Origin of the sequence: Pelagicoccus enzymogenes (assembly GCF_014803405.1) — a bacterium.
Taxonomy (GTDB): Bacteria; Verrucomicrobiota; Verrucomicrobiia; order Opitutales; family Opitutaceae; genus Pelagicoccus; species Pelagicoccus enzymogenes.
The window spans coordinates 1-17415 of the sequence record NZ_JACYFG010000061.1 but is presented as its reverse complement, the minus strand read 5'-3'; the positions used below and the strand labels follow the sequence as shown (position 1 = coordinate 17415).

Sequence of the window (17415 nt, the reverse complement as noted above, 5' to 3'; positions counted from 1 at the left end):
TCAGTTTCCTGAATTCGTGAGAGTGTAGAGGAAGGCGAGGGCGGCGATGAGAAAGATTTGGGCGACCCCGACTGTGAGTCCTAGGTAGCAGAGCGTCCGGTTAATGCTGGGAAGCTTTCTGATGAGCGCTCGATTTTTCAGGGTCCAAATTCCACCTACCAGCAATCCGAGGACGCTGAGAATAGGAATCGCATTTGCGACGAATACGAAAGTCGCCTTCCGTTTGAGTTCCTTCTTCCTTTTCTCGTAGCTTCGGTCCGAGCCGAACTCGTCCGAGTCCGTTGGCTTTGCCGACTTGAACACGGTGCCGCAGTGCTTGCAGCGAAGCGCCGAGGACACGATTTCTTGAGAGCAGCTGGGGCAGGCTTTGGTTTCCTTGCCCCAGTAGGAGACGGGAATTTGGTTGTCGCTCCATTTTATGGTCTCCGCGGAGTTCGTGCAGCCGTAGATGGCGCAGCCATCGTTTTCTTTCCAGCAATCCGCGTGGTAAAGCGTCCGGCACTCGCCGCAGCTCTCGGACTCGTCTGTTTCGAAAACGCCAGTTTGGCAGAAGGGACAAGTGGCGACTTCCCTTTTTTCGGTTCCGTCGGGTTCAGTGCTTGGGGTCGTTTCTTCCATCGAGTCGCTGAGGAGTTTTCGAGTTATTGCTTGCTTTCGAAAACGAAAACGGTGTTTCCGATTTCGATGGAATCGCCCTGCCGGAGGCGGGACCTTTGGATGGTCCTGTTGTTTACCTTCACGCTTTTGGAGCTGCTTTGGCTCTCTATTTCCGAATATTCGCCCACCGCTCGGATCGTGGCATGATGGGGAGCCACCGTTTCGTCGTTGAAGAGGTAGATGTCGGAGCTGGGGGAGGAGCCGATCTTCATGATGTCCTTGAACATGATGAACTCCTTGCCGGCGAGGGGGCCCTTTTGCATACGGAGCCAAGAGTCGCGGGCCAGCAGCTCCACGATACCGATCATGGCGCCGATGGAAGCGCCCACCAAGCAGAAGCTCACCAAGCGGCTGATGCGGGCCGTTTCGTTTTCGGAGCTGAGCAGGATCAAGTCGACAGGATCGAACAAGAGTCCGCCCAGCAGCCCACCGAGGATGCCTCCAAGCAATCCGTAGAGAACGAGTCGGCTTGAGCGCAATGCGAGGCCTTGGCCGAGGCCCATCGCCATCCCGGCCAAGGCCCAGGAAAAGGCGCGCCCCGCCATTTGAATGACGAATCCAACAGTGGACAAACCAGTCCCGGTATCCGCGGTGTTTGACATCGCGAGGCTGGTGATGGGGTCATAGGCTATGTTTGCGATGATGCTGGAAAGGAAACCGCCGATGAAGCCAGCGACTAAGCCGATGCCACCTGCCAACAACGCTCTGCGAGGAAGGCGGCAGAGAATGCCGTCAGCGGCTCCAATCGCAAGACCGACGAGTCCGCCGACGATCGCGAAGATAAGGCTGCCGACGGTTTCGTTGCGGATGCTGAGCTCGGCGATATCCATCGAGGCGCTCTCCGCATCGAGAGCGGGCGGAGAAAGGTCGACGTACATCGCGATGGGAAGCTGCTTTTCGTAGTTGGCGTAGTATTCCAGGTGGACGCCGATCTCGCGGCCAGGGACCAGCTCCGAAAGAGGGATTTCGGCGGTGGAGCTGCCGACTCCCTCAAGCTTGTGCCACAACCAGATTTGCTCACCGCGGATGCGAATCCAACCGTTGTTGGCGAAAGTGATGTTGACCGACTCCTCGCCGCCCCAAGAGATTTCCGGGGAGTTCCGGTCCGTGAAATTTACCTCCTCGATTTCGCCTTGGATGTAGATGTAATCTGAATACACGGGGTCGATCAACAACCAGGCGGCTGCCGCGGCTAGGGTGCCGACGACCATGTAGACAAACCAGTTTTGGTAGAACCAAGCTCGCTTGCCTTTCTTGATGCCAGACTCTCCCTTGAGGCTCTTTTGTCGGTTGATGAAAGTATCCACTTCCGGGCTCATCGCGTCGCTGCGCGTGATGCGAATCGTGGCGTCTTTTTTGAAGGAGGGTTCTGTGCTATTCATCGTTGGCTTCCTTGGTTGAAGTGTCGGAGGCAGGGGCTTCGTCGTTCAGAAGGTCCTCCACTTTCAGCCCGTGTTTGCGGGCTCGCTCCAAAATCTCTAGTTCGAGGGCTTGCATGCGCTCCAATTGAGCCTCGTAGAGCTTTCTCTCTTCCTCGGCGAATTGGGAAACAAGCTTGTCGGGTAGGGGCCACTTGTAGACGCCGACTCCAAGCATTACCGGTTCGCCCTCGATATCGACGGGCACAGGGTAGTATTGCATCAACTCGGGCGGGGAGCGCCGTTCGAAGATTTGGGTATAGCCCCAGAAGCCGACCAATCCGATGAAGCCGAGGCCGATGATAAAGATGAAAAGATAAAGGTAGCTCGATACTCGGTTGTTGAGGTCGTCGATCGCCTGCAGCGTTTGCCCGAGCCGGTCTTCAATCGCTTGGTTGGAAAGAGAGCTGCCGGAAGGCAGTGAAGTCGCTGGCGATTCGGGGGCTGCTGGCTGGATGGGACACTGCAGGCTTTGCTCGTGACGCTCGATCCAGAAGCGATCCAAATACTGGATACCGCTTGCCGAATTGTATATGACTGCTGTCTGGTTCTTGAGAGGGTCGGTAACCAGAGCTATTTGCGTTGCCGAAGAGAAGAAGTTTTTCTGGATGAATAAATCCATCTCGGAGAAGGTCACTCCGAACCCAGGGTGAGAGTGGTACCAGCCGACGATCGACTTCTTGGGGTACTTCTCGTCGAGTTGCTGGTAGATGTCGTTCCAAGTCTCTTGGGTGAAGGTAACGTGAGTCGCTCCCTCTTGGGCTTTTCCAGCTATCACAGCATCGACCACGAGGAAAGGGCCAGCCTCGTCGCGAAACGCGTCGCCCACCAGCACGCCGCAGATCTCCCGTTCGAGAGAGCTCTGAGCGTGCGATACGATGCTGCTGAAGGCCTCCTTTTTCATGGAGACCCGCAGGGCGGCCCGGGCATCGACCGGCCCGGGGAATTTCCTCTCTTTCAGATTCTGGAAGCTGTCCTCCGAGTCTTGAAGCTCAAGGGAGGAGGCTTGCTGATCGGCAGAGCGCGTCTTCCCGTCGCCCCTCCTGTTTTTCTTAGGTTTAAACATGGGACTGGAAGGGTATTTCGGTGAGGTCGATTCCGATGCATTTCTCGGAATTTCGAAGCCACAGAATTTCGTTTTCCGGCAAGCCGAAGGAGCTGACTGTTTTGTCCAAGTAAGGGGAGTCGGGTCCTAGGGAGTGCAGGTACTCCGGTATCTTTTCCACCTCGCATCGGGAGCAAAAGGTATCCGAGACTGGAATTGTTTCGGCGTTCACAAAGCACTCTGTCATTTGCCCGCACTGAGGGCAGCTTGTGCGCGACACGATCTCCCGGTAAATATCGAGGGCCTCGACTTTGCCCAGCCGCTTCTCGCCCCATTGGAAGATCTGCCGCATTGTGGAGCGGTTGCTCAGGTCGTGATCGTTGTGGATCTCCGCTTGTTCGTAGTGCAGGTCGCAAGCCGGATTGATGCTGTATTCGATTTTGTAGGAATTGTGAGCCAGCCCTTCGAAGAGGAAGCCTTTGCCGATGATCGATTCCAAGCCGTGCAGGTACTTGAGCACCTCCTGGGCTTGAATGGCTCCGATGACCGAGGAGGTAGTGGGAGTGGTGGGAACGCCTCGGTTGGCGAGGGCCCGCCGAGCGTGGAGCGAGCATGATTGGCGATTTTGGATGAGGTCCCAATCGACCTTGCTCATCGTGCACTCGTAGCAGGCGGTTTGGGGCGCCTGGAATCCGCGGGCGACTCCGTTCAGAACGTCGATTCCTCCATCGATCCAAGGGCGGCCCACATAGGTGCAGGCCCGGTTCACGAAAATCCGAGCTTCGCGGTTGTCCAGGGCTCCGACCACGATGTCGGCCCAGCGAAACAAACCGTAGCCAATGTCCGACTGGATTTTGCCGACGTAGGATTCGACCTTGATTTTGGGATAAAGGTCTTTCGCGCTTTTAGCGGCGCGTTCGGCCTTGAACTCGCCTTCGTGTTCGCTGCGAAACAAGCTCGATCGCGAGAGGTTGCTTTCCTCGATGCGGTCCATATCGACGATGGCAAGGTGACCGACTCCCAGGAGAGCCAAGTTCTTGATCACCTCGTTGCCGAGGGCTCCCGCGCCGACGACCAGCACCTTGGCTGAATCGAGCGTCTCCTGCTTCCACCAATCGATTGATTCGAACCGGGAGAAGCGGCTTTCCTTCAGGGATATCGATTCCCCTTGGCTATCGTTGGACTGCATGCGGTAGGCGGGCTCCCGCAGTGATCTCGGGCTGAAGTCGCAGCTCGTCGCTGTCCAGCACGCCTGCATCGGACAATGTCTGGTCGTCAAGCAGCTGGCGTCCTGAGGACCGATGGTGGAGCTTGTAGCTCATGATTTGGCCGTCTGGACTGTTGATGGGAAGGCTGAGCTTCTGCACGAGAACGGCGATGATGCGACTCACCGGCACATCTTCGGGCGCTTCTACCGTATTTCTTCTACTGCCGGATACATCGGTAATGGATAATGAGAGCATGGCGGGGAATGGAGGTATTTCAGTATGCGAAAAGACCGATGATCGTAAGGAGAACGAACATGCCGATGAGGATGCCGTTCCAAATGGGTGGCACTAGGATTGAAACTGGATTCCCTCTCCGTTTGTTGAGCGAACCGATTCCGAAGGAAAGTCCAGCGACTGCGGGCGCGAGAACGAGGAATATGATCAGGAACCCGGCGAGGGTCTCGTACTCGTCTTCAGTCATCGTATCGAACAGGGGTGCCGTGTATCCGCCGAATATGACGATGAAAAAGAAAGTGGCGATCCAGGCCATGATGTAGGACATCCGTCTGCCTTGGATCCTTTTGGGGGTCATCACTTCCGGCTTCGCTGAGGCGCAGCTCGGACAGAGCACAAGGCCATTCGGATAGGTGAAGGCGCATGTGTTGCAGATGGGCGCGTCGCAATGCTTGCAGGCCGCCTCCGCCTTGACGCTGGGGTGGGAACGGCAGGCGAGCACTGGATTCCCCTCTAGCTCCGGGCTTGGCGTGAGTGGCTGCACCTCTGGGGATTTGCTGGCTTCACTCATCGTTAAACGCCGGCGACTACCGAAAGGATTGAGATGACATTCAGGAGGATGATGATACAGCCGATGACCTGGGCGGCTGTCGCTTTGCCGCGACCGGACTGCCTTGGATCCTCGTCCATCTCCTTCTTCGCTTTCGATGCCTTGTAGATCGCGATGGGGCCGAGGATGAAACCGAAGCAGAAAATGCCGATGATGGCCATTATGAGGGCTTCACCAGCTTGTTTGTTCGGTATCGTTTCTTCTTGGTCTAGATTGACGGGAGCCTGGCTGTCGACGGCCATGACTTTACAGGATCCGCAATACTTCTCGCCGTTGATTTCAACGAGGCAGTCTTGGCAGAAGGGTTCTTGGCAACCGGTGCAGCGAGCATCGGACGGCGTTTCAGGGTGGTTTACGCAGTTCATAGGTTGAGGAGGGCGAGAAACTTACAATAGAGGAGGGAGAATACGTAAGTGAGGTGCGCATCTTGGTCAATCTTGGATTCGCGCGTTTTTATAAGTGCCTAGTTAGTTCGAAATTGTGGTTTGGCGCCTTTGCGGAAAACCGCTTCGTATCGATAAATCGGAACAAGGTACCCTGCCGGATCGCGTGTTTTAATAGTGGATACGTCAGGTCGGTCGGGCGAGCAGTGGCTTCGCTCGCTACCGTGAGCGAAGGTTATGGGGCTCCGTATTGTGAGCAGATGAATGGGAAGTGGTGGGATGACCGTGATCTTTGCCCCTTACTTGTTTTTTTGTTAACGGCCATTGCGTTCTGGCCACTGGGGTCGGGTCTGTCCTTTCATGGGGCATGGCATTGCGAATCGACGAACAGGTAATCCGAGGCGAAATCGACAACTGTGAACGTGGCCGCGTCGTGGGACGGATCTGGCTGGTGGGCTGGAGCGATCCGGTCGTGCTCGATTTGGCGGGGAATTGTTGGCGGGACCTGGCGGGGCGGAAGCTGGAGTTCGTCAACCCGGAGCCGAAAGGCGCGGTTCACCAAGCGCTGAAAGCGGAACAGAAGGGGAAGGTGGGCGATATAACCGCTTCGCGGAAAGTGAAGGTGCCTGACGTTCCCATGGAGGAGATCGGCGAGTACTACGCGGCGAAGAAGCCGTTCCCGTGGCATTGGGGGAATTCGTTGTATCTCGAGTGGTTCAGCGTGCTGAACGGCCGGGTGGTGATCGAGTCGGCGAATTTTCAGTTGAACATCGTCGGCGAAGTGGCTTGGGAGATGTCGGAAAAGGAGGAGGAGAGCCAGCGTTTGGCTAACGAGCAAGCGATGGTGGGGTTTATGGATACCTTGGCCGACGCGGTTGAATCGGCGGAAGGAGAAGAGGACAATGATTGGGACGCTTCTCCAATGAGCGAGGAGGAGGCCGACCGTATGCTGCACCGGAACGATATTTTGACGGACCGTATCAACGCTCGACTAGAGCGGGAAAGCATCGATTGCGATTACGATCGGATCATAAAGGAGGAGATCGAGCGCCTTAGCGGCGAAACCAAAGAGCCCAATATCGAGTGGATGGAAGAGGCTATGGATGTTGGGGAGGAGGAGCTGAGCTTGAACATGGAGGTCTTTGGCGTCGAGGAGCATGCCTTGTCGGAGCGGGCCCGGGAGCTGACTTTGCAACTGTTCAAGGCTAAACGCGAGGGGCAATGGGTGCCCGATGGAGCTCACGAAGAGCATCCGGCTGCCTATCTGGTGGAATCCGTAGCCAAGGCGGGCGTGAAGCTTTCTGGAGCCCTCGATGATGTGGATTGGCCGCCCTGTTTAGATAATTGCGCTATGATCATCGCACGATTGAAGCGGGCGAGAGTCTATCTGGATGATGCTCTGACCGCCTTGGAGTCTTGCCGGGAGCAGCAGCTCATCGACTTTGGATCGATTGGCGTGGTGGCAGTGGAAGTCATCGATATCGCAAAGGAAGCTGACTCTATAATAGAGGAGCTTCGCGCTCGCTTGAAAGAGGGATGGTGAGTGGATCCGGCCGGTCGGCGAGGGCAAATCGAAGCGGAAAAGGCTGAACTGTCATGGGACGAGCGATGTGCTACCAGTGCAACAGGCCTCAGCAACTGTGCTGGTGCGGAAAGGTGACGCCCATGCCGACGCGCACGAAATTCGTGATCCTGATGCACCCTTACGAGCATCGTCACATAAAACTGAATACGGGGCGTCTGACTCACCTCTGCCTTGCCGATAGCGAGTTGCATGTGGGCGAAGACTTCGATCGCCACAGAGCGGTGCGGGCATTGATCGAGGACCCTGCGAATTTTCCGGTGTTGCTTTACCCGGGCAAGGAGGCCCGTGATCTGTCGAAGGGCGAGCTGCGCGCCGAGGAATTGGGGGAGCGGCGATTGGTGGTGTTTTTGTTGGATGCTACTTGGCGGCTGGCGCGGGGCATGTTGCGCTTCAGCGAGTGTTTGCAGGGCTTGCCCAAGGTTATGTTTTCCAATGCGGCTCCCAGTCGTTACGTAATCAAACGCCAGCCGGAGGCGGGCTGCTTGTCGACGCTGGAGGCAGCTCACGAGCTGCTGCTAGCCCTGGAACGGAGTGGCTTGGACGAATACAGGGATCAGCAGCAGATGCTCGATCTCTTTATGGAGATGCAGGCGTTTCAGTTGAAGTGCGAGCAAGCGAATCGCCGCCCGGATTTCGTGCCGCGGTCGAAGAGGACGTCCGAGGAAAGTCGATACAACCCATCGAAGCGGCGGAAGGTCTTTTGAGTGGCTGACCTTGGGACTGTAGCCCTTTCGTAACCCGGTTGGGCTAAAGCGTAGCGCTGAGCTTTAGCCAGCGTTTCCTCGGTGGAATTGATGGTGGCAATCGCCTGACCCGTACCCTCTCGAATGGGCGCGATATGAGTTGGTTGAGGATCTAGGGACAGTGATCGCGACCAAGGTCGCTCCTACTTCTTGAGATACGGAGCGGTGATGCTGCGTTTGGATTTTTTGAGGCCGGCGAGGTTGCCTTGGTAGAGGATCTTGCCGCCTTTGGGGCCGCCGCCGGGACCGACTTCTACGACGTAGTCGGCTTCCGCGATGAGGTCTCGATGGTGTTCGATGACCACCACGGTGTGGCCTTGGTCGACGAGTTTGTGCAGGAGTCGAATCAACTTTTCGCAGTCGCTGAGGTGTAGGCCGATAGTGGGCTCTTCGAGGATGTAGAGATTGGTTCTTTGGATACCGCGGCTGCGCTCGGTGTAGCTTTGCAGGCCTTTGGCGAGCTCGGTAACGAGCTTGAGGCGCTGGGCTTCGCCGCCGCTGAGCGTGGGGCTGCTTTGGCCGAGGGTGAGGTAGCCGAGGCCGGTCTCGACCATGAGTTGCATGATCTCGCCGAGTTGGCTGTGGAAGCTGAAGAATTCGGCTGCTTCTTCGAATCCCATGGCGAGCACGTCGGCGATGTTCTTGCCTTTCCAATGCAGGTCGAGCAGCTCGGGGCCGTAGCGCGAGCCGCCGCAGTCTTCGCAGGTGACGTAGGTGTCGGGCATGAAGCTCATCTCGAGCTTCACGCGACCGGCTCCGGAACAGGTGTCACACCGGCCGTGGGCGGTGTTGAAGGAGAAGCGTCCGGGCTTGTATCCACGCATCTTGGACTCGGGCAAGCTGGCGAAGAATTGTCTTATGATATCGAATACGCCGAGGTAGGTGGCGGGCGTGGAGCGGGGCGTTTTTCCGATGGGGCTTTGGTCCACTTCGATGACGCTGCGGAAGCCGTTGGCGCCGCTGAGGGAGTCGAAGAGGGTGACACCTTCGTTGCCTTCGATGCTGGGGCCGTTTTTGGCGAAGTCGGCACCGGTGATGGCGTCTTTTTTAGCCTTGATGGCGTAGGCTGTGGCGGGGGCCAGGAGGTCGCGGACGAGCGATGACTTGCCGGCGCCGGAGGCTCCGCAAAGCATTGTCAGCCGGTTGTGCGGGATGCGGACGGATTGTTTCTTGAGGTTGCGGAAGGTGACGTTGGTGAGGGAGAGGTAGCTTGCTTCGGAACTCTTCTTGGGCGTCTTCGGAGAAGCCGCTCCACCTTTTTGCGCCCGCGGAGCGGCCGCGCCACCTTTGGGGAGGGGGCGGTATTTGCCGTTTAGTGGGTGGGGGATGCCGGTTTTTAGGTAGCGGCCGGTTAGGGAATTTTTGTTTTTCTTGAGTTGGGCGACGGTGCCTTGGGCGATGACTTCGCCGCCGTGGATGCCGGCGCCGGGACCGAGGTCGATGATGTGGTCGGCTTGCTCCATGGTGGTGTCGTCGTGTTCGACCACGAGGAGGGTGTTTCCTTTGCCTTTGAGGTTTTTGAGCGTCTCGATGAGACGGTCGCCGTCGCGGGCGTGCAGGCCGATACTGGGTTCGTCGAGCACGTAGAGCACGCCTGCGAGGTTGGAGCCGAGCTGGGCGGCGAGACGGATGCGTTGGGCTTCGCCTCCGGAGAGGGTTTGGGTGGGACGGTCGAGGCTGAGGTATTCGAGGCCGACCTTATCCAAAAACTGGAGACGTTCGTGGATCTGAGCGACGATGTCGCGGGCGATTATTTGGCCGCGCTTGTCGAGCTTGAGCTTCTTGAGGGTGGAGAGGAGTTGCTTGGGATCTTGGGCGAGCAGCTTGGGCAGGGAAATCGTGTCGCCGTTTTTTAGATACAGGTAGACGTGGCGGCTAGTGCGGTTGAGGCGTTCGCCGTCGCATTCCGGACAGATGATGGCTTGGGAGTCGTCGTCATCGCCGGAGTCGTCGGCGCCGATGGCTTTGGCGAGCTCTTCGTCGTCTTCGAGGCGTTCGCGCATCCAGGGGTAGATCCGGCCGTGTCCGCGGCAGGCGGGGCACCAGCCTTTGTGGGAATTGAAGGAGAAGTCCTTGGGGTCGAGCTCGGCGAGGGCCTCGCCGGTCTCGGGGTCCATGCGGGAGGTGGAGAGGTATTGGATGCCTTGTTTAGACGTCTTCGGAGAAGCCGTCCCACCTTGGGGAATTACCAGGGCTGTGCCTTTGCCGCGTTGGAGGGCTTCTTTGAGGTGGCGAGTGATTGACGCCCGCGGAGCGGCCGTCCCACCTTTGTTTACTTCGCCTTTGAGGTCGGCGATGACGACTTCGATGTTGTGCTCTTTGTAGCGGTCGAGCTTCTTGAAGTCGTCGGTGAAGATCAGCTTTCCGTCGACGCGCATCATCTCGTAGCCGTGGTCGGCGATCCAGTTGGCGATGGGCTGGTGGTGGCCTTTGCGGTTGCGGATGAGGGGCGCGAGCAGGTAAAGATGCTTGGCTTTCTTTGCCTCTGGAGATGTAAGGATTTTTTGGAGACGGCTTTGGATTTCGGTCTCGCTTTGGGCGATGAGTGGATTGCCGGAATCGGGGTTGTGCGGGATGCCGAGGCGGGAGTAGAGGAGTCGCAGGTACTGGGCGACTTCGGTGATGGTGGCAACGGTGGACTTGCGGGAGCCGCGGGTGACGCGCTGCTCGATGGCGACGGTGGGCTGGATGCCGGTGAGTTGGTCGAGGTCGGGGCGGGGGAGTTGCTCGACGAACTGGCGGGCGTAGGGCGACATGGATTCCATGAAACGGCGCTGCCCTTCGCCGAAGACGATGTCGAAGGCGAGGGTGGACTTGCCGGATCCGGAGGCTCCGGTGACCACTGTGAATTCGTAGTGGGGAATGGATACGGAGATATTGCGCAGGTTGTGTTCTCGGGCACCGGTGACGGTGAGTGCGGTGGTGGATGGGGTTGTGTTGTTTTTGGCCCACGAAGGGCACGAAGCGTCACTAAGGGGTGTGTTGTAGGGAGTTGAGGCTTCGGCGGCGAGGAGGTGATCGGGTTGTTGCGGCGTGCCTCGAGCGGCAGCCCTACTTCCAAATTCGGGCGCTAAGTATTTGGCGGTCTCGGTGGTGGATTTTGAGCAGGCTTCGGGGGTGCCTTGGAAGACGACTTGGCCGCCTTTGGCTCCGGCGTCGGGGCCCATCTCGATGATCCAGTCGGCGGACTTGAGCACGTCGATGTTGTGCTCAATGACGATGAGGCTGTGGCCGGAATCTACGATTTGCTGCAGCACTGCGAGGAGGCGGCGGACGTCGTGCTTGTGCAGGCCGGTGGTGGGTTCGTCCAGTAGGATGAGGGACCCGGTTTGATCGGGTTGTCGCGGCGTGCCGGGACGGCCCGCCCTACCTTGAAGGTACTTTACGAGTTTTAGGCGTTGGGATTCGCCGCCGGAGAGAGTGTTGAGGGGTTGGCCGGACTTTAGGTAGCCGAGGCCGACTTGTTCGAGGGCGGCGAGTTTGTCGTGAATTTTTGGGTACTCGGCGAAAATCTCCACGACTTGGGCGATGGTGAGCTCGAGCAGGTCGGAGATGGAGTGTCCTTCGTGTTTGATTTCGAGCAGCTCGTTCTTGAAGCGTTTGCCGTTGCAATGGGGGCAGGGCACGTAGACGTCGGAGAGGAACTGCATCTCGATCTTTTCGTAGCCGAGGCCTTTGCAGGGCTCGCAACGTCCGTCGCCGGCATTGAAGGAGAAGCTGGAGGCGGTGTATCCGTTTTCTACGGACGCTTGGAGCTTGCCGTAGAGCTTGCGGATCTCGTCCCAGGCTTCTACGAAGACGATGGGGTTGGAGCGCGGGGTGCGGCTGACGGGGGATTGGTCGACGAGGGTGATTTCCTCGAAGTCGATGTCGCTGTTGATGCTGGCGATGGCGGCGGGGTCTTCGGCGAGGAGCCCGCGTTGGGCGATGAGGTTTTGGTAGAGGACGGCGTTGAGCAGGGTGGACTTGCCGGAGCCGGAAACGCCGGAGAGGCAGACGAAGCGTTGGAGGGGGATGGAAAGGGTGAGGTCTTTGATGTTGTGCTTGGAGGCGGAGGCGATGTGGAGGGAGGGCCCTTCTTTGCTCGAAGTTCTGTTGAATCGCGACGCAAGGTCGCTTCCTACAAATCTGGTTGTGGTGGGGACAGGGATTTGTTGGGAGCCGGAGAGGTATTGGCCGGTGATGGATTCTTTGGATTTTAGGAGCTCTTGCTGGCTGCCTTGGAAGACGAGGTGGCCGCCGTTGGCGCCGGGCTCGGGACCGATTTCGATGACGTGGTCAGCGGCGCGGATCATGGCGTCGTCGTGCTCGACGAGGACCACGGTGTTGCCGGAGTCGGTGAGGCTGCGCACGATCTGGATGAGGCGGTCGATGTCGCGGGCATGCAGGCCGACGGAGGGTTCGTCGAGCACGAAGAGGGTGTCGACGAGGGAGGCTCCGAGGCAGGAGGTGAGGTTGACGCGTTCGACTTCGCCGCCGGATAGGGTGCGGGCGGGGCGATTGAGGGTGAGGTAACCGAGGCCAACGTGGTTGAGGTAGCGGAGGCGGGAGAGAATCGAGGCGCTGGCGATGTCGGCTTGGTGGTTGCTGTCCAATCGCGACGCGAGGTCGCTTCCTACGGATTTTTCGATGAGTGCTTGGAGGTCGGATACGGGGATTTCGTAGAGGTCGGGCAGGCGGTAGCCGTTCCACTTCCAGCAGAGGGATTCGGGCTGGAGGCGCGTGCCGTCGCAGTCGGGGCATTTGACGTAGGCGCGGAAGCGGGAGAGAAAGATGCGCACGTGCATCTTGTAGGTGTTGCGTTCGAGCCAGTCGAAGAAGCCTTTGACGCCGTACCAGAGTCCGTTGGAATCGCTGCCTGCGGGGAGTTTCTGGTAGGCAGGTTCGCCGAAGATGACGATGTCTTGCTGGCGTTGGGTGAGCTTGTTGAAGGGCTTGGTAGTGGAAATCTTGAGACGCTTGCAGGCGCGGACGAGATCGTTTTTGGACTCACCGTAGACTTGGCCTTCGAAGGGTTTGATGAGGCCTTCGGCGATGGATTTTTTGGCGTCGGGGATGGCGAGGCGGTAGTCGATCTCGATGACGCGTCCGAAGCCGCGGCACTTGGGGCAGGCGCCGATGGGGGAGTTGAAGGAGAAGAGGGGCGGGCTGGCGGGACGGTAGGTCTTGCCGGTGGCGGGGGAATGGAGGCCGCGGGAGTGGCGGGCGAGGATGGAGCCGTCTTTTTCGAGCAGGAGGAGTTGGCCTTGCCCGAATTCGAGGGCGGTTTCGGCAGCTTCGAGGAAGCGGGATTTGTGGGTGTCCGCTATTTGGATACGGTCTTGGACGACGTGGATACGAGTGTTTTCTGCCCACGAAGTACACGAAGAGGCACTAAGATCTTCTATACGTTGGAGACTGGGGGCGTCGCTGGGCTTTTCTTGGACGAAAATTCTCGAGTAGCCTTGGGCTTTGACGTTTTTGAGGATTTCCCTCCAGGAGAGCTTTTCGGGCTTCTTGACTTCGAAGGCGACGATGAGGGAGCGGTTGGGGTAGCTTTCCTTGGCTTTTTGCCAGATGGACTGGGGATTGTCATCGTGGATGGGGGCTCCGGTTTGCGGATCGTAGAGGGCGGCGACGTGGGAGAACCAGACTTTGAAGAAGTCGGTGAGCTCGGTCATGGTGCCGACAGTAGAGCGGGAAGTCTTGATGGTGTTCTTCTGCTCGATGGCGATGGAGGGGCGCACGTTCTCGGCGGAATCGAGGTCGGGCTTTTCGAGCAGGTCGAGGAACTGGCGGGTGTAGGCGGAGAAGGTTTCGACGTAGCGGCGTTGGCCTTCGGCGTGCAGGGTGTCGAACACGAGGGAGGACTTGCCGGCTCCGCTGAGGCCGGTGACGGCGATGAACTTGCCGAGCGGGATGTCGACGTCGATGTTCTTGAGGTTGTTCTGGCGGACGCCGCGGAGGCGGATGGAGTCGGGCTTCGTGTTGTTTTGAACCACTGATGTCACTGGTTTGCACTGATGTCGTGCTAGGTTGATGGAAATTGGAAAGACGTGATAGGGGGGAGGATGGGAGTTGCTATTCGCCCGCGGAGCGGCCGAGCCACCTTAGGATGCGGTCAACGAATTGAGGAGGCGGATGTACGCGGTGGTTTGCGATTTTAGGGAAAAGTTTTTGCGGGCGTGGAGGCGAGCGGCGTCGCCGAACTGGAGGCGGAGGGCTGGGTCGTGTGCCAGTTTTTGCAGCGCTTCAAGGAAGGCGGTTTCGTCGCGGTGGGGGATGAGGTAGCCGGATTCGTTGTCGACAAAGGTTTCGCTAACGCCGTTGACGTCGTAGGCGATTACGGGGAGGCCGGACATTTGGGCTTCCACGAGGAAATTGGGCAGGGACTCCTGGTCGGAGGTATGGACGGCGATGTCGGCGTCGAAATAGAGGCTGCGAGGATCTTTGAGCAGGCCGGGGAAGTGGATGCGATCGGCGATGCGGAGCTTTTGGGCTTCGGCTTGGCAGGCGTCGCGGGTGGGGCCGTCGCCGGCGAGGGTGAGCTTCCAGTCGAGGGTGTCGGGCAGTTGGGAGCAGATGCGGACCAGGCGGATCTGCTGCTTCTGGGGACGGAACATGGAGACGCTGACCAGGTGGAGGGGCGGCGGGACTTGGTTGGGCGATCGCGGCGCAAGGCCGCTTTCCACATTTGGGATCTGGGTTTCGAAGTCGCGGATGCAGCCGTTGTAGATGACGCTGGAGGTATCGGGGCGGTGGATACGGTACTCGCTGGCGAGGCGGCGGAGGGCTTCCTGGGAATTGGCGACGAGGTGGTCGGCGTGTTTGAGGGCGTGGCGATAGAGGTAGGGGACCGCGCGGCCCGTGCGGAAGGTGGCGAGGAGCTTGTAGGGGCGTCGCTTGTCGTGGGCGAGCAGGCCGGCGTGGCAGTTTGCCATGCGGCCCATGGGCAGAACGACGTCGGGGGCGAGGCGGGCGAGCAGCTTTTTGAGGCCGGGAGCGAACCAGTCGGTTTTTAGGAGGCCTTGGTTTAAGTAGTGAAGGGTGAAAGGTGAGGATTGATTTGCTTGTGGGTCGAGGGAGCCGCCGCGGCGAAAGACGACGAGGTGAACGTGGTGTCCGGCGTTGGCGAGGCCGCGAGCGATGGCGAGGGTCTGCTGCTCGGTGCCGCCGTTGCGCAGGTGGTCTTGCAGGATGGCGATATTGAGTGGTTGGGAGTTAATGGTGTGGGAAGATTTGGGAGAGGGGGTGAGCTGGGCAAGGATTTGTGAGTGGGATTTTGCGCTCGCGTGCAACCGCTGGGCTGCACGAGTGTTTAAGCAGGTATGAGTCGTGATGGATCAGAAGGATTTTCTTCTATTTTGAAACGTTGGCTGGTGAGCGGTCTGGGCGTTTGGCTGGGCAGCTATTTCGTGGAGGGGATCCACTACGAGGCGAACACGACCTTGCTGATTGTGGTTTTGCTCTTGGGCTTGTTCAGCGCGGTGTTGAAGCCGATTCTGGTCTTTTTGGCGCTTCCTTTCGTGGTGCTGACCTTGGGGCTGGGAATCTTATTTATCAACGCCCTGCTGTACTTGCTGGTAGGCGAGTTGGTGCCAGGTTTTGAAGTGGTAAGTTTCGGGGCGGCCTTTTGGGGAGCGCTGTGGGTAACCTTCCTCAATTTGTTGTTCGCTAACTGGATTGGCGGCAATGCACGACGGTCCTTCACGGTGCGGTCGAATGGCGGCGGGGCCAAACGGCCGACTCGCAAGGTCAAGGCCAAGGACGACGTCATCGACATCTAAGTTCAGCGGGACTGGGATCGCTTTTCGGGCGATTGCGCTAGACACTTCGGGCAGGTGGGGCTATCCCGCTAGGCTTTCACAATCCGGATTCAGATATGGCTGACGTAAAATACGATTTAGTAGTAGTAGGGGGTGGCCCAGCGGGCTACGCGGCTGCAATTCGCGCCGGGCAACTTGGTAAGAAGGTTGCTTGCGTTGAGATGGATCGCGCGGGCGGTACCTGTTTGAATTGGGGTTGTATCCCGAGTAAGGCGCTCCTCAAGAGCGCGGAGCTGATCCACTCGATCAAGAAGTCCGAGGAGTTCGGCATCAAGGTCGGATCGGTCGACTACGATTTCGGCAAGATCATCCAACGCTCGCGAGGCGTTGCGGACCAGATGGCCAAGGGAATCGAGTTTCTCTTCAAGAAGAACAAGGTCGAATACATCGTGGGCAAGGCTCACGTAGACGACGCCAAGACGGTTTCCATCGTCGAAGGAAAGTCCAAGGGCAAGAAGCTCAGCGCCTCCAACATTCTCATCTCCACCGGCTGCCGGGCTCGCAAGCTACCTTTCTTGCCGGATTCCGAGCGTATCATGACTTCTCGCGAAGCTTTGGTGATGAAGAAGCAGCCCAAGTCGGTTGCCATCATTGGCTCCGGCGCGATCGGAGTGGAGTTCGCTTACTTCCTCAATGCGTTTGGCACGGAGGTCACCATTCTCGAAGTGATGGACCAACTCGTTCCCGTTGAGGACGAGGAAATCGCCAAGACCTTGGGCCGCGAGTTCAAGAAGCAAGGCATCAAGTCCGAGCTCGGCGTGCAGGTGAAGGCCTCCGAATTGACCAAGGACGGCGTCAAGCTTGTCTACGAAAAGAAGGGCAAGGAAGTGGAGCTGGAGGTCGAGGCCGTGATCCAAGCGGTTGGCGTCGTGGCCTTCCTCGATGGTGCAGTGAACCCTTCGCTCAATCTCAAGACCGAGCGCGACTACCTGGTCGTGGACGACAAGTACATGACCAACGTGGCTGGCATCTACGCAGCCGGCGACATCATCGGCCCGCCTTGGCTTGCTCACGTGGCAACATTCGAAGCGGTTCAGGCCGTTAACGGCATTTTCGGCGCAGCCAAGCCGCGTCGCGTAAAGAACTTCCCAGGCGCGACCTACTGCAACCCTCAGATCGCCAGCACAGGCGTCACCGAGAAGAAGGCGAAGGAGCAAAAGCTCGACTACAAGGTGGGCAAGTTCCCCTTCGTGGCTTCCGGCAAGGCGGTTGCAGGGGCTCACTCCGAGGGGTTCGTCAAGCTGATCAGCGATGCCAAGACGGGCGAAATCCTTGGCGCTCACATCATAGGCCGCGACGCGACGGAGCTCATCACCGAGTACTGTCTCGCCATGGAGATGGAAGGTACGATCGACGAAATCCACGGTACCATCCACGCTCACCCGACTTTGAGCGAGGCCCTCGCCGAGGCGGCCGCGGATACGCACTCCGAGGCGATCCACATCTAGTCGTTTTTTTCAAGTGGGGTCGTTGTTGCTGCCCGCGGAGCGGCCGACCCACCTTTGTTATTTCTTTTCACCTTTGCCCTCGACTTTCGGGGGCGGGTTTTGAAAAGGTTTCCGCGTTATTTTCTGCTGCTCCCGTAGTTCAATGGATAGAACATTGGTCTCCGAAGCCGAAGATGTGGGTTCGATTCCCGCCGGGAGTACCAGTTGCCGCTCGAAGTGAGCAGGCGATGGCCTAGGTTTACTTGCGATTGCTGTCGTTTTGTTCGGCGGGGAGCGAAG

13 protein-coding genes and 1 tRNA gene are annotated in these 17415 nt (G+C 58.4%); 5 read left to right on the top strand and 9 right to left on the bottom strand.

Features of this window, described 5'->3' with window-relative positions:
• From IEN85_RS23000 to IEN85_RS22970, 7 genes are read right to left on the bottom strand one after another with little or no spacing between them, the layout of a single operon-like run.
• Positions 1-618: a zinc ribbon domain-containing protein gene (locus IEN85_RS23000; protein ID WP_191619471.1), complete on the bottom strand. Its 618-nt coding sequence runs from the start codon at positions 616-618 to the stop codon at positions 1-3.
• A 23-nt stretch (positions 619-641) separates the two neighbouring features.
• The gene (locus tag IEN85_RS22995) at positions 642-2039 is read right to left on the bottom strand and encodes an FHA domain-containing protein (RefSeq protein WP_191619470.1); all 1398 of its coding nucleotides are present in this window, start codon (positions 2037-2039) and stop codon (positions 642-644) included.
• Positions 2032-3141: a M67 family metallopeptidase gene (locus tag IEN85_RS22990; protein WP_191619469.1), complete on the bottom strand. Its 1110-nt coding sequence runs from the start codon at positions 3139-3141 to the stop codon at positions 2032-2034. The genes IEN85_RS22995 and IEN85_RS22990 overlap by 8 nt, the downstream gene beginning before the upstream one ends.
• Positions 3134-4309, bottom strand: a complete 1176-nt coding sequence (locus IEN85_RS22985) for a HesA/MoeB/ThiF family protein (RefSeq protein WP_191619468.1) — start codon at positions 4307-4309, stop codon at positions 3134-3136. The genes IEN85_RS22990 and IEN85_RS22985 overlap by 8 nt, the downstream gene beginning before the upstream one ends.
• Positions 4293-4583, bottom strand: coding sequence for an EsaB/YukD family protein (locus IEN85_RS22980; RefSeq protein ID WP_191619467.1), 291 nt, complete (start codon positions 4581-4583; stop codon positions 4293-4295). The genes IEN85_RS22985 and IEN85_RS22980 overlap by 17 nt, the downstream gene beginning before the upstream one ends.
• 19 nt (positions 4584-4602) lie before the next feature.
• A complete protein-coding gene (locus tag IEN85_RS22975) occupies positions 4603-5133 on the bottom strand; it encodes a B-box zinc finger protein (RefSeq protein WP_191619466.1) in 531 nt (176 codons plus the stop codon).
• Between the two features lie 2 nt (positions 5134-5135).
• On the bottom strand, positions 5136-5537 hold the full coding sequence (locus IEN85_RS22970; RefSeq protein ID WP_191619710.1) for a DUF4190 domain-containing protein: 402 nt from the start codon (positions 5535-5537) through the stop codon (positions 5136-5138).
• 385 nt (positions 5538-5922) lie between these two features.
• Here IEN85_RS22970 and IEN85_RS22965 point away from each other — a divergent pair, with 385 nt between their 5' ends.
• Entirely contained in the window at positions 5923-7098 is a 1176-nt protein-coding gene (locus tag IEN85_RS22965; RefSeq protein WP_191619465.1) for a hypothetical protein, read from the top strand.
• A gap of 53 nt (positions 7099-7151) precedes the next feature.
• Positions 7152-7844 carry a tRNA-uridine aminocarboxypropyltransferase gene (locus IEN85_RS22960; protein WP_191619464.1) on the top strand — a complete coding sequence of 231 codons (693 nt, stop codon included), beginning with the start codon at positions 7152-7154 and terminating at the stop codon, positions 7842-7844.
• A gap of 182 nt (positions 7845-8026) precedes the next feature.
• Here IEN85_RS22960 and uvrA read toward each other — a convergent pair whose 3' ends face one another.
• Positions 8027-13873 carry an excinuclease ABC subunit UvrA gene (gene uvrA, locus IEN85_RS24845; RefSeq protein WP_191619463.1) on the bottom strand — a complete coding sequence of 1949 codons (5847 nt, stop codon included), beginning with the start codon at positions 13871-13873 and terminating at the stop codon, positions 8027-8029.
• Between the two features lie 99 nt (positions 13874-13972).
• Complete coding sequence (locus tag IEN85_RS22950; protein ID WP_191619462.1) at positions 13973-15160, bottom strand: glycosyltransferase; 1188 nt, start codon at positions 15158-15160, stop codon at positions 13973-13975.
• A gap of 66 nt (positions 15161-15226) precedes the next feature.
• Here IEN85_RS22950 and IEN85_RS22945 point away from each other — a divergent pair, with 66 nt between their 5' ends.
• The 3 genes from IEN85_RS22945 to IEN85_RS22935 all read left to right on the top strand — a co-directional run bounded on the left by IEN85_RS22945 (position 15227) and on the right by IEN85_RS22935 (position 17339).
• Complete coding sequence (locus IEN85_RS22945) at positions 15227-15649, top strand: phage holin family protein (protein ID WP_191619461.1); 423 nt, start codon at positions 15227-15229, stop codon at positions 15647-15649.
• 95 nt (positions 15650-15744) lie between these two features.
• Positions 15745-17136, top strand: a complete 1392-nt coding sequence (gene lpdA / locus IEN85_RS22940) for a dihydrolipoyl dehydrogenase (RefSeq protein ID WP_191619460.1) — start codon at positions 15745-15747, stop codon at positions 17134-17136.
• A 128-nt stretch (positions 17137-17264) separates the two neighbouring features.
• A tRNA-Arg gene (locus tag IEN85_RS22935) sits at positions 17265-17339 on the top strand.
• The last annotated feature ends 76 nt before the right edge of the window (positions 17340-17415 follow it).

Excerpts from the sequence above, each read along its gene's own strand:
- IEN85_RS23000 (WP_191619471.1), bottom strand. The coding sequence starts at position 618 with ATGGAAGAAACGACCCCAAGCACTGAACCCGACGGAACCGAAAAAAGG.
- IEN85_RS22995 (WP_191619470.1), bottom strand. The coding sequence starts at position 2,039 with ATGAATAGCACAGAACCCTCCTTCAAAAAAGACGCCACGATTCGCATC.
- IEN85_RS22990 (WP_191619469.1), bottom strand. The coding sequence starts at position 3,141 with ATGTTTAAACCTAAGAAAAACAGGAGGGGCGACGGGAAGACGCGCTCT.
- IEN85_RS22985 (WP_191619468.1), bottom strand. The coding sequence starts at position 4,309 with ATGCAGTCCAACGATAGCCAAGGGGAATCGATATCCCTGAAGGAAAGC.
- IEN85_RS22980 (WP_191619467.1), bottom strand. The coding sequence starts at position 4,583 with ATGCTCTCATTATCCATTACCGATGTATCCGGCAGTAGAAGAAATACG.
- IEN85_RS22975 (WP_191619466.1), bottom strand. The coding sequence starts at position 5,133 with ATGAGTGAAGCCAGCAAATCCCCAGAGGTGCAGCCACTCACGCCAAGC.
- IEN85_RS22970 (WP_191619710.1), bottom strand. The coding sequence starts at position 5,537 with ATGAACTGCGTAAACCACCCTGAAACGCCGTCCGATGCTCGCTGCACC.
- IEN85_RS22965 (WP_191619465.1), top strand. The coding sequence starts at position 5,923 with ATGGCATTGCGAATCGACGAACAGGTAATCCGAGGCGAAATCGACAAC.
- IEN85_RS22960 (WP_191619464.1), top strand. The coding sequence starts at position 7,152 with ATGGGACGAGCGATGTGCTACCAGTGCAACAGGCCTCAGCAACTGTGC.
- lpdA (WP_191619460.1), top strand. The coding sequence starts at position 15,745 with ATGGCTGACGTAAAATACGATTTAGTAGTAGTAGGGGGTGGCCCAGCG.